This is a genomic window from Kaustia mangrovi, from assembly GCF_015482775.1.
GTDB lineage: Bacteria > Pseudomonadota > Alphaproteobacteria > Rhizobiales > Im1 > Kaustia > Kaustia mangrovi.
Map to the genome: position 1 here is coordinate 3,753,106 of NZ_CP058214.1, position 13,003 is coordinate 3,766,108.

At 67.9% G+C, this 13,003-nt stretch carries 10 protein-coding genes and 1 pseudogene; 3 read left to right on the forward strand and 8 right to left on the reverse strand.

The features are described 5' to 3' along the window. Positions 1–80 precede the first annotated feature (80 nt). From ggt to HW532_RS17725, 8 genes and pseudogenes are all read right to left on the reverse strand, one after another. Positions 81–1,687 (reverse strand): annotated as a pseudogene (gene ggt, locus HW532_RS22555) (gamma-glutamyltransferase). Between the two features lie 202 nt (positions 1,688–1,889). Then, positions 1,890–3,371 (reverse strand): M81 family metallopeptidase, encoded by a 1,482-nt coding sequence (locus tag HW532_RS17695; protein ID WP_213161732.1) that lies wholly within the window; start codon positions 3,369–3,371, stop codon positions 1,890–1,892. Positions 3,372–3,380: 9 nt separating this feature from the next. After that, entirely contained in the window at positions 3,381–4,790 is a 1,410-nt protein-coding gene (locus tag HW532_RS17700) for a M20 family metallopeptidase (RefSeq protein WP_213161733.1), read from the reverse strand. 26 nt (positions 4,791–4,816) lie between these two features. After that, positions 4,817–5,794, reverse strand: coding sequence for an ABC transporter ATP-binding protein (locus HW532_RS17705; protein WP_213161734.1), 978 nt, complete (start codon positions 5,792–5,794; stop codon positions 4,817–4,819). After that, on the reverse strand, positions 5,791–6,810 hold the full coding sequence (locus HW532_RS17710; protein WP_213161735.1) for an ABC transporter ATP-binding protein: 1,020 nt from the start codon (positions 6,808–6,810) through the stop codon (positions 5,791–5,793). The genes HW532_RS17705 and HW532_RS17710 overlap by 4 nt, the downstream gene beginning before the upstream one ends. A 12-nt stretch (positions 6,811–6,822) precedes the next feature. Continuing rightward, positions 6,823–7,743 (reverse strand): ABC transporter permease, encoded by a 921-nt coding sequence (locus HW532_RS17715; protein ID WP_213161736.1) that lies wholly within the window; start codon positions 7,741–7,743, stop codon positions 6,823–6,825. 1 nt (position 7,744) lies between these two features. Next, positions 7,745–8,662, reverse strand: a complete 918-nt coding sequence (locus tag HW532_RS17720; protein ID WP_213161737.1) for an ABC transporter permease — start codon at positions 8,660–8,662, stop codon at positions 7,745–7,747. 95 nt (positions 8,663–8,757) lie between these two features. Continuing rightward, entirely contained in the window at positions 8,758–10,296 is a 1,539-nt protein-coding gene (locus HW532_RS17725) for an ABC transporter substrate-binding protein (protein ID WP_213161738.1), read from the reverse strand. Positions 10,297–10,608: 312 nt separating this feature from the next. Between HW532_RS17725 and HW532_RS17730 the strand changes: the two genes are divergently transcribed. From HW532_RS17730 to cobU, 3 genes are all read left to right on the forward strand, one after another. Then, positions 10,609–11,502: an IclR family transcriptional regulator gene (locus tag HW532_RS17730; RefSeq protein WP_213161739.1), complete on the forward strand. Its 894-nt coding sequence runs from the start codon at positions 10,609–10,611 to the stop codon at positions 11,500–11,502. Continuing rightward, positions 11,499–12,401 (forward strand): DMT family transporter, encoded by a 903-nt coding sequence (locus tag HW532_RS17735; RefSeq protein WP_213161740.1) that lies wholly within the window; start codon positions 11,499–11,501, stop codon positions 12,399–12,401. The genes HW532_RS17730 and HW532_RS17735 overlap by 4 nt, the downstream gene beginning before the upstream one ends. Before the next feature lie 73 nt (positions 12,402–12,474). Then, positions 12,475–12,996, forward strand: coding sequence for a bifunctional adenosylcobinamide kinase/adenosylcobinamide-phosphate guanylyltransferase (gene cobU, locus HW532_RS17740; protein WP_213161741.1), 522 nt, complete (start codon positions 12,475–12,477; stop codon positions 12,994–12,996). Positions 12,997–13,003: the final 7 nt, after the last annotated feature.

Below are 13,003 nucleotides of genomic sequence, written 5' to 3' on the forward strand. Positions count from 1 at the left end.
TGTCCCTCCCATGCCCCCGTTTCCCAGTTCGGGCCATGGTACCCGAACGGTCGGACATGGGAAATGCCGCCCCGCGCCGCTCAGGCCTCCAGGGCCATGCCGTCGCGGCCGGGATCGGCGCCGCCGTCGAGGCCGTTCGCGGTGAGCCGGATCGCGTGGACGCCGGCGAAGTGGTAGTTCACGGGGTAGCGGCGGATCGCGTAGCCGTCGCGCTCGAGCGCGGCCTGGACCGAGCGCGGAATGCGGTTGACGATCTCGATGATGTCGCTGGTCGCGGAGAAGCGCGGCGCGGCGACGGCCTCGGCCGCCGACATGCCGAAATCGAGCACGTTCAGGATGCCCTGGAGCACGCCCATGGCGATATAGGTGCCGCCCGGCGCGCCGATGGCGAGCACGGGGTCGTCGCCCCTGAAGACGATGGTCGGTGCCATGGAGGTGAACCGCGCCTTGCCCGGCGCGAGCGAGCCGGTGCGCCCGGGGCGCGGATCGAACACGCCCATGCAGCCATTGTAGATGAAGCCCAGCCCGTCGGTCGTCACCCCCGACGGCATGCCGAGCGAATGGGTCATGGAGACGATGTCGCCCTGGCCGTCGACCACGCAGAGCTGCGTCGTCTCCTTCTGGTCGGCGCCCTTCACGAGGCGCGGCACATGGGTCTTCTCGCCGCGTGCGATGCGCCCGGCGCACTCGGCCGCGTAAGGCTTCGACAGGAGGCGGTCGAGCGGCACGTCGACGAAGCGCGGGTCGCCCACATGGGCATCCTTGTCGACGGTCGCGATCTTCATCGCCTCCGCCACGGTGCGGATGTAGTCCGGGCTGTTGTGGCCCATGGCGGCAAGGTCGAAATTCTCCAGGATATTGAGCATCTGGAGCACCATCACGCCGCCGCCGGGGGCGGGTTGGAGGCGATGCGGTAGCCGCGATACTCCGTCCATAGCGGCCCGGTGTCCTCCGGTCCGCAATTGCCGAGATCCTCAAGCGAGATCAGCCCGCCATGCTCGGCCATGTCGCGGGCGATGGTGTGCGCGATGTCGCCCCGGTAGAAATCCTCCGCGCCGTGCTCGGCGATCCGGCGATAGGTCCGCGCCATGTCGGGATTGCGGATGACGGCGCCGAGCGGCAGCAGGCCGCCATCGGCGTCGAGATAGGTGCGCGCGGTGGCGGGCGAGCCTTTCAGGTACTCCGTGTGGGCGACGCGCCCGGCAGGTTCGGCCTGCGTCCAGAAACCCCGCATATGGGGGCGGACCATGTAGCCTTCCTCCGCATAGGCGATGGCCGGCGCCATGACCTCGGCGAGGCTCTTCGTGCCGTAGCGCGCGAGCGCGCTGGCATAGGCCGCGAGACTTTCCGGTGTGGCGATGGCCTGATAGCCGACCTCGTTGACGCGGCCCTCCAGAATGAAGCCGAAACCGTCCTCGCATTCCGCGACGAGCTTGTCGGCCCACATGTCGTCGGTCACCGCGCCCGGCGCGCGGGCATGGAAATCGAGGCAGTGATGCGTGGTCCGCGAGGGCAGGTAGAGATGCATCGAGCCGAAGCCGGCAATGCCGCACATGAAGGGGTCGACCACGGTCTGCGTCAGCGCCGTGGCGATGGCCGCGTCGACGGCGTTTCCGCCGGCCTTGAGCATCTCCACGCCCGCCTCGACCGCTTCCGGCTGGGCTGCCGTCACCATTCCCTTGCTCATGGGTCTGCTCCTCCTTGCGATGGATGCGCCGCGCCGTGCGGCTCCCCCTCACCCGGCGCGCTTTGTGCGCCACCCTCTCCCGCGAGGGGAGAGGGAAAACGAGCCGGGCCCGTCGGGGCGTCCCCTCTCCCCTCGCGGGAGAGGGAGGGGCCCATCGCGTGAAGCGATGGGAGGGTGAGGGGGCTTTGTTGATGCGCCGCCATCACTCCAGGTCCAGCGGATAGACGGGGCGGCGTACATGGGTGTAGGGCAGGCTCTTCAGATCGTGCGAGGTGAGCCCGTGGCCCTCGTCGGCGAGCACGATGGCGGAGGCCTTCGCACCGTAGGCGGCGCGGAAATGCTGCGCGGACTTCACGGCGACGACCGCGCGCTCCTCCGGCACGAGGCCCAGATGGGTGAAGAAGGCGCGGTCGTAATTCTGGTAGCGCCGCGAGCCGATGGCGATGGACAGGCCGCCGGCCTCGAAAAGCGCGCTCGGCCCGCAATCGATGGCAAGCCCCGCCTGCATGGGGCCCTCGAAGCGGAACCGGCCGTCGGAGAGGGCCCTGACCGTGCCGGTCATCTCCACAGGCGCGCCGAAGCGCGGATCCGTCTTGCCGCCGAGCGCGAGCGGGACGCGCGCCCCCTCGCCGGCCTCGTGGCAGGCCGCGGCGGCCTCGGGGTCGCAGATCATGCCGAAGGCGGCGTCGCGAAGCCCCGCCTCCACCATGGCGCGCAGCAGGCCGGTGGAGTCCGAATAGCCTCCGCCGCCCGGATTGTCCGCGAAGTCCGCGATGACGACCGGCGCGCCAGGGCGTCCCTCCGCCCGGGCGACCGCCATGGCGTCCGCGTAGGAGACCGTCCCGACCGTCGCGATATGGCGCGTCTCCCAGCCGAAGGCCATGAGCTCCTCCGCCATGGCGCGGTAGCGTGCGTCAGTGCCGTCGCCCACCACGACCACGCTCGGGCCGGTGTCGTATGTATCGGCATGGGTGAAGCCGGCATTGACGGAGACGGAGAGGACGCCCGGTTCCGCCATCATGGCGCGGGCGCGCTCCAGTGCGTCGAGCATGGGGCCGGGCGCGGTCGTGCGCCCCTGGTCGAAGCCCTCCATTGTCTCGCGGCGCGCGACGGTCACCGTCGGGCGGATCCCGCCCTCAAGCGTGCGCGCGAGGAGGTCGGCGCATTCCGTCGCGATGTCGTGAAGGTCGACATGCGGGTAGGTGCGGTAGCTCACCATGATGTCGCAGAGTGCGGCCATCCGGTCGGTGACATTGGCGTGGAGGTCGAGCGTCACGCCGATGGGCAGAGCCCGCCCGTAGCGCTCGCGCAGGGCCTCCAGAAGCGCGCCCTCGCCGTCATCGGTATGCTCGCAGACCATGGCGCCATGCAGGTTGAGCAGCATGGCGTCTACGCCGCCCGCCTCGTCGACGGCGCGGGCGATGGCCCCGACCGCGGTGTCGAACATCGCCTGCGTCACGGGGCCGGAGGGCGTCGCGTCGCCGGCCACCGCATAGACGGGCGTCCAGCCGTGGCGTCCGGCGGCGTCGATGAAGGCGGCGATCTCGGTGTTGGTGCCGCGATAGGCCTCCGGAATCGCCGCGCCTTCCACCCAGCTTCGCGCCTCGTAGGCGGCACGGTCCGTCTTCAGGACGGAGAAGGTGTTGGTCTCGTGCTTGAAGCCTGCGATCAGGACCTTCGTCATCGGTTGGACCTAGGGCCGGTAGCGGGTTTCGGGGGCGCCGAGGTCCCAGTAGACGCCGGTGACGAGGCCGAGCCCCTCTTGGATCAGGGGCACGAGGATGTGCTCGTCGGGGGCGTGCTGGGAGCAGCCGGCATAGCTGAGCGGCAGCCAGACGAAGGGGATCTGAAGGACCTCCGCGAAGACGTCGTTGCAGATCGACCCGCCGGTGCTCGGCGTGACCACGGGCGGGGTGCCGCCGGCGCGCCCGACGGCGGCCTCGACCCATTTGGCCCAGGGGTGGTCCGGATCGGTCCGGGCGGCCTCGAAGCCGCCGGCATTGCCGGATGGCGGGGGCAGGATCTCCACCATGGAGAAGCCGTGCCGGTCGAGATGCTCGCGCAAGGCGGGCACGATGTCGGACCCCTTCGTCTCGGGGATGTAGCGCAGCTGGCAGACGGCGCGCGCGGTCGGCGGCACGGCGTTGAGCGGCGCGTCGGGAATGCCGGTCACGAAGGCCAGCACCTCGAAGCTGTTCCAGGTGGCGAGCTTCTCCGCCGCCGTCAGGCCGGGCTCGCCCCAGTCGGGATCGATCTCCGGCGCGCCGGGACCCTTCTCCGCGGTCGCGCCCCGGAGAATGTCCCGGAGATTCCCGGGAACGGTCTCCGGCCGCCAGCCCTCCACGAGGATGCGGCCCCTGGCATCGGTGATGGTGGCGAGCGCATGGGCGAGGATGATGCCCGGATTGGCGAGCAGGCCACCCCAATTGCCGGAATGGTGGGCGCCCTCGCGCAGATTGACGGAGAGCTCGAAATTGAGCGCCCCGCGGCTGCCGAGCGTGAGATTGGCGCGGTTGCGGTCGGCGCGCGGCCCGTCGGAGGCGAACAGCGCATCGGCGGCGAAGGCCTCCCGGTTCTCCGCGACGAGCTGCTTCAGCCCCTGGGATCCGTTCTCCTCGCCGGTCTCGATCATGAACTTCGCGTTGAAGCCGAGCGATCCGCGCGTCTCGAGCACGGCCTTGTAGGCGCCCATATGGGTGACGAGCTGGCCCTTGTTGTCGGCGGTGCCGCGGCCATAGACCTTGTCGCCGTCGCGCGCGAGCACCCAGGGACCCTCGCCCTTGGTCCAGCGATCCTCCTGGCCGCGCACCACGTCGCCATGGCCGTAGCCCAGAACGGTCGGCAGGGAGGGATCCTCGATACGGCTCGCCAGCATGACCGGGCCCTGGCCCTCGACCGGATTGTCGTAGACCTCGACCTCGAAGCCCATCGCCTCGAAGGCCGGCCGGGTCTCCTCGGCGTGATAGCGGTAGAGCTCCGGCAGGCGCGACGGCTCCTGGCTCTCCGTGGGGATCGCCACATGGCGGGCGAGCGTGGGGAAATACCCCTCTGTGTCGTCGTCATACCAGGCGCGCGCGCGCTCCATCGCATCCTTGCGGGTCATGGCAGTCGGTTCCTCCAAGCGGTGTCTCAGGCCCGTTCCCGGCCCTCGTTCTCGTCGAAAAGATGGCACTGGACATGCCCGTCGTCGGTCGTCACATAGCGCGGCTCGACGGTCGAGCAGTGCGGCATGGCATAGCGGCAGCGGGGATGGAAGGTGCACCCCGAGGGCGGATCGACGGGGTTGGGGTAGGCGGCGCCGAGATGGGTGTCGGGAATGCCGAGCGAGGGGTCGGGGGTAAGCACCGACTGGAGCAGGGCCTCCGTATAGGGATGGCGCGGCTTGGCGAAGAGCGGCCCGGTTTCCGCCTCCTCCACCACCCGGCCCAGATACATCACCGCGACGCGCGTCGCGATATGCTCCACCACGGCGAGATTGTGGGTGATGATGATGTAGGTGAGGTTGAGCTCGGAGCGCAGATCCTGCAGCAGGTTGAGGATCTGCGACTGCACGGAGACGTCGAGCGCGGAGGTCGGTTCGTCGCAGATCACCACCTGCGGCCGATTGATGAGCGCGCGCGCGATGGCGACGCGCTGGCGCTGGCCGCCGGAGAGCTGGCTCGGGAAATTGTTGTAGAGCCGCGCCGGCAGGCCGACGAGCTCCATGATCTCCTCCGCCCGCTTGCGCCAGGTCTCCGGGTTCGGATCGCCCTGGACCTTGAGGGGCAGGGTGATGATCGAGCCGATGGACTTCCTCGGATTGAGCGAGGAATAGGGATCCTGGAAGATCGGCTGGACGAGGCGGGCAAGCTCCAGCCGCTCGAACGAGGTGACCGGCTTGCCGGCCAGTTCGATGGTGCCGGATGTCGGCGCCATGAGCCCGAGCAGCATCTTCGCCAGCGTGGTCTTGCCGCAGCCCGATTCCCCGACCAGCGCCAGAACGTCGCCGCGCTCCACATCGAGATTGACGCCGTTGACCGCATGCAGCGGCCGCTTGCCGCGAAACGCGCCGGCGGAAATCATGAAGGTGCGCGTGACGTCCTTCGCGCTGATGACGAGATCGCTCATGCCACCCCCCTTTCGCGCGCATGCGCCATGGTCACGTCGGGCTCTAGGACGCAGCGATAGGCGTGTTCTTCCTCAAGGCCGGCCCTGAGCGCGATATCGCCCTGCCGGCATTCGGGCATGGCATAGCGGCAGCGCTCGGCGAAATGGCAGCCCCGGAGGTCGCCGACGAGCGAGGGGACGATGCCCGGGATCGAGCCGAGATGCGCGCCGCGCTTCGTCTTGCCCGGCACGGGAATGCATTCCAGAAGCCCCTGCGTATAGGGATGGGTCGGGCGCTCGAACACATGGGTCGCGGCGCCTTCCTCCACGATCTCGCCGGCATACATCACCACCACCCGGTCGGCCACGCGCGCGACGACGCCGAGGTCGTGGGTGATGAGGATGAGCCCCATCTCGAACTCCTTCTGCAGCTCGGCGAGCAAGAGCAGGATCTGCGCCTGGATGGTAACGTCGAGCGCGGTGGTCGGCTCGTCGGCGATGATCAGCTTCGGCCCGCACATCAGCATCATGGCGATCATGACGCGCTGGCGAAGCCCGCCGGAGAGCTGGTGGGGATACTGGCCGAGCCGGCTCGCCGCGGCCGTGATGCCGACCTTCTCCAGAAGGTAGATCGCGCGCTCGCGCGCCTCGCGCCGCGACACCCGGCGATGGCGCAGCAGGATCTCCTCCATCTGGTCGCCGATCGTGTAGGCCGGGTTCAGGCTCGTCATCGGCTCCTGGAAGATCATGCCCATGGAGTTGCCGCGAATGTCGGCCATGCGGCTTTCCGACAGCGACAGGAGGTCCTCGCCCTCCAGCGTCAGCCGGTCGGCCTTGCGGATCGCCTTCTTCGGCAGGAGGTCCATGAGGGCGAGCGAGGTGAGCGACTTGCCGCAGCCCGATTCGCCCACGATGCACAGGGTCTCGCCCCGGCTGACCGAGAAGTCCAGCCCCTGGACGGCATGCAGCATGCCGCCCGGCACCGGAATGTCGACCGTCAGGTTCTCAACCTCGAGGATGGTGTCGCCTTGAGCCATGCGGGCCTCTCCTCAGTTCCGGTTTTCCGGTGCGGTCACGTCGCGGATGCCGTCACCGAGCAGGTTGATCGACAGGATCAGGACGAACAGCGCCGTGCCGGGGATGCCGATCAGCCAGGGTTCGAAGAACATGAGCCCCTTGCCTTCCGAGATCATGAGGCCCCAGGAGGGTTCCGGCGGCTGCACGCCCAGCCCCAGGAAGGACAGCGCGGCCTCCAGGATGATGGCATGGGCCATCTCCACCGTCGCCACCACGATCAGGTTGTTGACGATGTTCGGCATGATCTCCGACAGGACGACGCGCGTCGTGGAACAGCCGAGCGCCTGGGCGGCGGCCACATAGTCGAGCCCGCGCACCTGCTGGGTGGAGCTTCGCATGACCACCGCGAACCGGTCCCAGATGAGGAGCCCGAGCACCCAGATCACGATCCACAGGGAGTTGCCGACGAGCGAGACGACCGCGAGCGCGACGAGGACGACCGGCATTGAGAGCCTTGTTGTGATGATGAAGTTCACCACCATGTCGACCCGCCCGCCGAAATAGCCCGCCGCCACGCCGAGCGCGGTGCCGATGACGCCGGAGATCACCATGGCGGCGAACCCGATCAGCAGCGAGATGCGCGCGCCGTAGATGAGGCGGGAGAGATAGTCGCGCCCGAACATGTCGGTGCCGAGCGGATAGACCCAGGTGGCCTTCGGGTCGTCATGCCAGATCGGCGGGATGAGCTTGCGCGCCAGATCCTGCCCCAGCGGATCGTGCGGGGCGATGAGCGGGGCGAACAGCGCGATCAGCAGGATCGCCAGGAGGGCTGCAACGCCGAACATGAAGCCGTAATGGCCGAACATGCGCCGCCGCATCAGCGCGCCGGGCGAGGGGGCGAGCACGCTGTCGGCGCTCGGTGCGGTGCTCGTGCTTGCTGTCGTGTCGGCCATGTCAGCTCACCCTGATGCGCGGATCGAGGAAGGCGTTCAGAAGATCGGCGACGAAGGTCAGCACGATGTAGAAGCAGGCCAGGACCAGCACGATGGCCTGCATCATCGGCAGATCGCCGCGCTGGATCGATTCCCAGGCGAGGAAGCCCAGCCCGTTGATGGCGAAGATCGTCTCGATCACGATGGAGCCGCCGAGCATGAAGCCGAACTGCACGGCGGACAGCGCGACCACCGGGATGATGGCGTTCCTCAGCGCGTGCTTGAACAGCACCCGCACGGGCTTCAGCCCCTTGGCGCGGGCGGTGCGGATATAGTCGGAGGAGAGCACCTCCATCATGCCCGCCCGCGTGAGCCGCATGACCGCCGGCGTGATGTAGTAGCCGAGCGCGACCGACGGCATGATGAAGTTGAGCCACGAGGCGGTGCCGGTGATCGGCAGGAGCCGCCATGTGATGCCGAGCCAGAAGATCATGATGAGCGCGAACCAGAAGCTCGGCAGGGCCTGGCCGATGACCGCGACGGTCAGCGCGAAGCGGTCGAGCAGCGTATTGGGGCGCATGGCGGCGAGGACGCCGAGCGGAATGGCGAGCGCGAGCGCGAAGGCGAGCGCGCAGGCGCCGAGCGTCATGGTCACGGGCAGACGGTCGAAGATGACCGAGGCGACATCCGTGTTCAGATAGTTCGAATGCCCGAAATCGCCCGTCAGCGCACTGCCGAGCCAGTCGAGATACTGGACGACGATCGGCCGGTCGAACCCGTAGACCCTCCGGATATTCTCGATATCGGCCTCGGTCGCCGTCTCGCCGGCGAGCGCGAAGGCGGGATCGCCCGAGACATAGATGAGCGAGAACGAGAGGAACGACACCGTCAGCGCCACGAGACCCGCGACGCCCAGGCGCTTGAGCGCATAAACCAGCATGCCCGGCTTCCGTCTGTGAACAGTGAGCGGGTGCGATGGTCCTCAAGGCCCGGCCGCCGCGGTGCGGGCCGGGCCTTGAGACCGCTATCGCACGATCAGTTCCACTTCGCCGTGTAGAACCGCGGGATCTCGTCGGGCGTCGGCGTGAAGTCGAGGTCGGACGAGAAGGCGTAATACTTGGCGTAGGAGAACATCGGCAGCCAATAGAGCTCGCCGGAGATGATGGACAGCGCCTCCTTGTAGAGCTCCTTGCGCTTGTCCGGGTCGGTGATCGTGCCGGCTTCCGCGAGCAGCTCGGTCACCTTGGGATCCTTCGCCGGGTCGTCGCGGCCGCCGGAGAAGAAGTGGCCCGTGCTGGCCGAGGCGTCGGGAATGGAGTTGGACCCCCAGGTCATGTGATGGAGCGGCGTCTCGCCCTTCCACACCAGGTCGCGCAGGGCCCGGTACTGCATGAACTTGAGGTTGGCCTTGATGCCGACAGCGGCCAGGTCGCCGATCACGGCCTCGGTGTATTCGCGCTGGCGATAGGCGTAGATATCGGTCTCGAAACCGTTCTCGTAGCCGGCTTCCTTCAGGAGCGCCTTGGCCTTCTCGGGATCGTAGTCCCAGGCGGGCACGTCCTGCGTGCAGCCGAACTGGTCGGGATGGCAGGCCGCATTGAGCACGACCGAGGCCGGGCCGACGAGATTGTCCACGATGGACTGCCGGTTGATCGCATGGGCCACCGCCTCGCGGACCTTCTTGTCGGTGAACTGCTCGTCGCCGGAAGTGCCGTTGACGTCGAAGGCGATGTAGCTGATGCGCATCGTCTTGGCGTTCTCGACCGTCACGTCGGGATGCTCGGAAAGCTGCTCGGCCTGCTCCTTCGGCACGTCCCAGATCCAGTCGATGCCGCCGGTCAGGAGCTCCGCCATCTGGGTGTTCATTTCCGTGATGGTGCGGAAGGTCAGCTTGCCGATGGCCGGCATGCCCTTGGGGCTCGCCTTGAAGTAGTCGTCGTTGCGCGCCATCTCGATGCGCTCGCCGGGCACGACGTTCGTGACCTTGTAGGGCCCGGTGCCCACCGGCTCGACCGCGCCGTAGTTCTTCTTGCCCTCCGCCGTCTCCGGCGCGCCGTCATAATGGCCCTCGGGCATGATGAAGACGGCCTGGGCGAGATAGGCGAGCGCCGCCGGGAACGGCTCCTTCAGCTTGATGCGGACCGTGTACTGGTCGACCTTCTCGGCATGGTCCATCCAGTCGACATTGGCCTGCGTGAGCACGCCATGGTCCTTGTCGGCGACGAAATTGACCGTGTAGACGACGTCGTCGGCATCGAAGGTCGAGCCGTCATGGAAGGTGACGCCCTCGCGCAGCTTGAATTCGAGCGTCGTGTTGTCGATCCACTCGTAGGATTCCGCGAGCAGGGGCTCGTAGTCGCCGGTCTTGAGATTGCGGAACAGAAGGCCGTCCCAGACCGTGTTGCCGATGATCACCAGTTCGCGTGTGTTGTTGAAATAGGGGTCGACCACGGTGACCTCGCGGTCGGTGCTCCACACCAGCGTGTCGTCCGCCTTGCCGGCCATCGCCTGGCCGACGCCGGCGACGGCCACGAAGGCGGCCAGCGCTGTCGTGGTCAGCAGCTTGCGTATCATGACTAGTCTCCCTCTCCCTGATAGCTCTTGCCGCAAAATAGCAGACCGCGCTCCAGCCAGGTCTTCCGCCGGATGCCGGTCCGAAACAGTCTGTCCGATTGAGTGTGAGCGTGCCAGACCCCGCGGCGAAGCCCTGAACGGTGCCTCATCGGGGTCGTGCCATCCTGTCCCTCCTCTGAAGAGCGTCGCTCGGGGTCTTCCCGAGCACCGCAGGGTGTCGCTCTCGGCTCTTCGCAGTCGTATTAAACTGCAATATTGTGTTTTTATTTATAATACCCTAGCATTGGCCGAAAGCTTGTCAAGAGAGCCGTCATGCCATCCCGCCGAGATCCGGCCCGGCCCGGAAAGACGCCGCCGGGACCACAGGAAGAGCCGAACGGAAAGACGCCGCCGAAGAGGCGGGCGGCCGGCGAGGGGCGTCGCGGCGAGCCGCTGTTCGTCGCCTCGCTGGAAAAGGGCCTGAGGGTCCTCAAGGCGTTCGGCGAGGACCGGCCGAGCATGGGGCTCGGCGAGATCGCGGCGGCGACGGGCCTCGACAAGAGCGCCGCGCAGCGCTTTGCGAACACGCTCTACGAGCTCGGCTACCTCACCAAGGATCCCGTGACCCGGCGCTACCAGCCGGGGGTGAGGCTGCTCGACCTCGCCTTTCCCTTCCTGTGCCACAACCGCCTGGCGGAGGTGGCTATTCCCCGGCTCATCGAGGCCGGGCGCGTCTACGACACGACGGTCAATCTGTGCCAGCTCGACGGGTTGGAGATCGTCTACACGCTCAGGATCCCGAACGAGAAATCGGCATTCATCGCCACCGTGCTCGGCCGGCGCATGCCCGCCTACTGCACCGCCGGCGGCGTCGTCATGCTGGCCTTCCGGCCCGACGAGGAGGTCGAGGCCATCGTGGACGCCTCCGACCGGCGCCCCATGACCCGGCACACCATCGTGGAGCGCGACGCCGTGCTGAAACGGATCGCTAAGGCGCGCGAAAACGGCTACGATGTCGGCGTTTCGCAAGCCCAGCCCAACGAGATCTCAGTCGCAGCCCCCATTTTCGACCGCCGCAAGCAGGTGTTCGCCGCAGTGCAGATCCCCATACTCATGCCGCGCTGGACGGAGGCCGCCGCGCATCGCAAGATCGCGCCGCTCGCCATCGAGATCGCGCGCGGGCTGTCCGGTCAGGTCTCCCCGGAAGAAATGGGGATAGAACCTTGAGCTTCCTGGCAGAACCACCCTCCAGCGCGGTCCGGGGCGCGCTGTGGATGGTTCTGTCCTGTGCGATCCTGTCGCTCCTCGCCGGCCTTGTGCGCTACCTCTCCTCCCTCGACATCCATCCCTTCCAGATCGTCTTCTGCCGGCTCTTCTTCGCCTTTGCCTGTTTCATGCCGTGGATCGCGCGCCGGGGCGTGGGCCATCTGCGCACCGGGCAGACGAAGCTCTACGGGCTGCGCTCCGTCGTCTCCATGGCGGCGATGACCACATGGTTCTTCGCCGTCGCCCTGATCCCCATCGGCGAGGTCACGGCCCTGAGCTTCCTGTCCCCGCTGTTCATGACGGTCGGCGCGGCGCTGGTGCTCGGCGAGACGGTGCGCCTGAGGCGCTGGACGGCGACGGTGATCGGCTTTCTCGGCGCCCTCGTCATCATCCGGCCCGGCATGATGGAGATGGGGGACGGCCAGTGGCTGGCGCTCGCTTCCGCGGTCCTAATGGGCACCTCCTCGCTCGTCATCAAGACGCTGACGCGCTTCGATTCGGCGACCAAGGTCGTCTTCTACTCCCACCTCTTCATGACACCCATCGGCCTTATCCCCGCGCTCTTCGTGTGGGAATGGCCGGAGCCTTGGGCGTGGTTGTGGCTCGCCGCCATGGGGCCGATCGCGGTGCTCGGCCATATCTCGCTCACCAAGGCGTTCTCCATGGCGGACGCCTCCGCCATCGCGCCTTTCGACTTCGCGCGTCTGCCCTTCGCCGTGCTCGTCGGCTGGTTCGCGTTCGGCGAGGTGACCGATCTGTGGACCTGGGTCGGCGCGGCCATCATCTTCACCTCGTCGGTCTATATCGCCCGCCGAGAGGCGGTGCTCAGCCGCGCGAAGCCCGCGCGCGACATGCCGTGACGCCACGCGGGTGACGGCGCGCCCGCGGCGCGATAGAAAGGGCGTCGAAGATCGCGAACGCCTCAGGACCCGAATGACCGACATCCCCCGACGCATCCTCGTTCTCGGCGGCGCGCGCTCCGGAAAGAGCCGGCACGCGGAGGCGCGCGGGGCCGGTCATCGCGGCCCGAAGCGCTATATCGCGACCGCGGAGGCGGGCGACGAGGAGATGGCGGCGCGGATCGCCGCCCACCGGGCCGACCGCGGCGCGGGCTGGGAGACTATCGAGGCGCCGCGCGATCTCGTATCCGCCCTGCGCGCGGCCATGGCGGCGGACGCCTTCGTGCTGGTGGATTGCGTGACGGTGTGGCTGTCCAACGTCATGCTCGCGGAGGAGGACCCGAAGGCCGCGGTCGCCGCGCTGCTCGACGTGCTGGAGGAGGCGCGCGGCACCGTCGTCCTGGTCTCCAACGAGGTGGGGCTCGGCATCGTGCCGGACAACGCGCTCGCCCGCCGGTTCCGCGACGTCGCGGGCCGCGCGAACCAGCAGCTCGCCGCAGCCTGCGACGAGGTGGTGTTCGTCGCGGCCGGTCTCCCCCTGACCCTCAAGGGATAACTCTGCG

What these genes read in the sequence shown, in the direction of transcription:
- HW532_RS17695 (WP_213161732.1), bottom strand. Translation starts at nt 3,371, where the DNA reads ATGACGAAGGTCCTGATCGCAGGCTTCAAGCACGAGACCAACACCTTC.
- HW532_RS17700 (WP_213161733.1), bottom strand. Translation starts at nt 4,790, where the DNA reads ATGACCCGCAAGGATGCGATGGAGCGCGCGCGCGCCTGGTATGACGAC.
- HW532_RS17705 (WP_213161734.1), bottom strand. Translation starts at nt 5,794, where the DNA reads ATGAGCGATCTCGTCATCAGCGCGAAGGACGTCACGCGCACCTTCATG.
- HW532_RS17710 (WP_213161735.1), bottom strand. Translation starts at nt 6,810, where the DNA reads ATGGCTCAAGGCGACACCATCCTCGAGGTTGAGAACCTGACGGTCGAC.
- HW532_RS17715 (WP_213161736.1), bottom strand. Translation starts at nt 7,743, where the DNA reads ATGGCCGACACGACAGCAAGCACGAGCACCGCACCGAGCGCCGACAGC.
- HW532_RS17720 (WP_213161737.1), bottom strand. Translation starts at nt 8,662, where the DNA reads ATGCTGGTTTATGCGCTCAAGCGCCTGGGCGTCGCGGGTCTCGTGGCG.
- HW532_RS17725 (WP_213161738.1), bottom strand. Translation starts at nt 10,296, where the DNA reads ATGATACGCAAGCTGCTGACCACGACAGCGCTGGCCGCCTTCGTGGCC.
- HW532_RS17730 (WP_213161739.1), top strand. Translation starts at nt 10,609, where the DNA reads ATGCCATCCCGCCGAGATCCGGCCCGGCCCGGAAAGACGCCGCCGGGA.
- cobU (WP_213161741.1), top strand. Translation starts at nt 12,475, where the DNA reads ATGACCGACATCCCCCGACGCATCCTCGTTCTCGGCGGCGCGCGCTCC.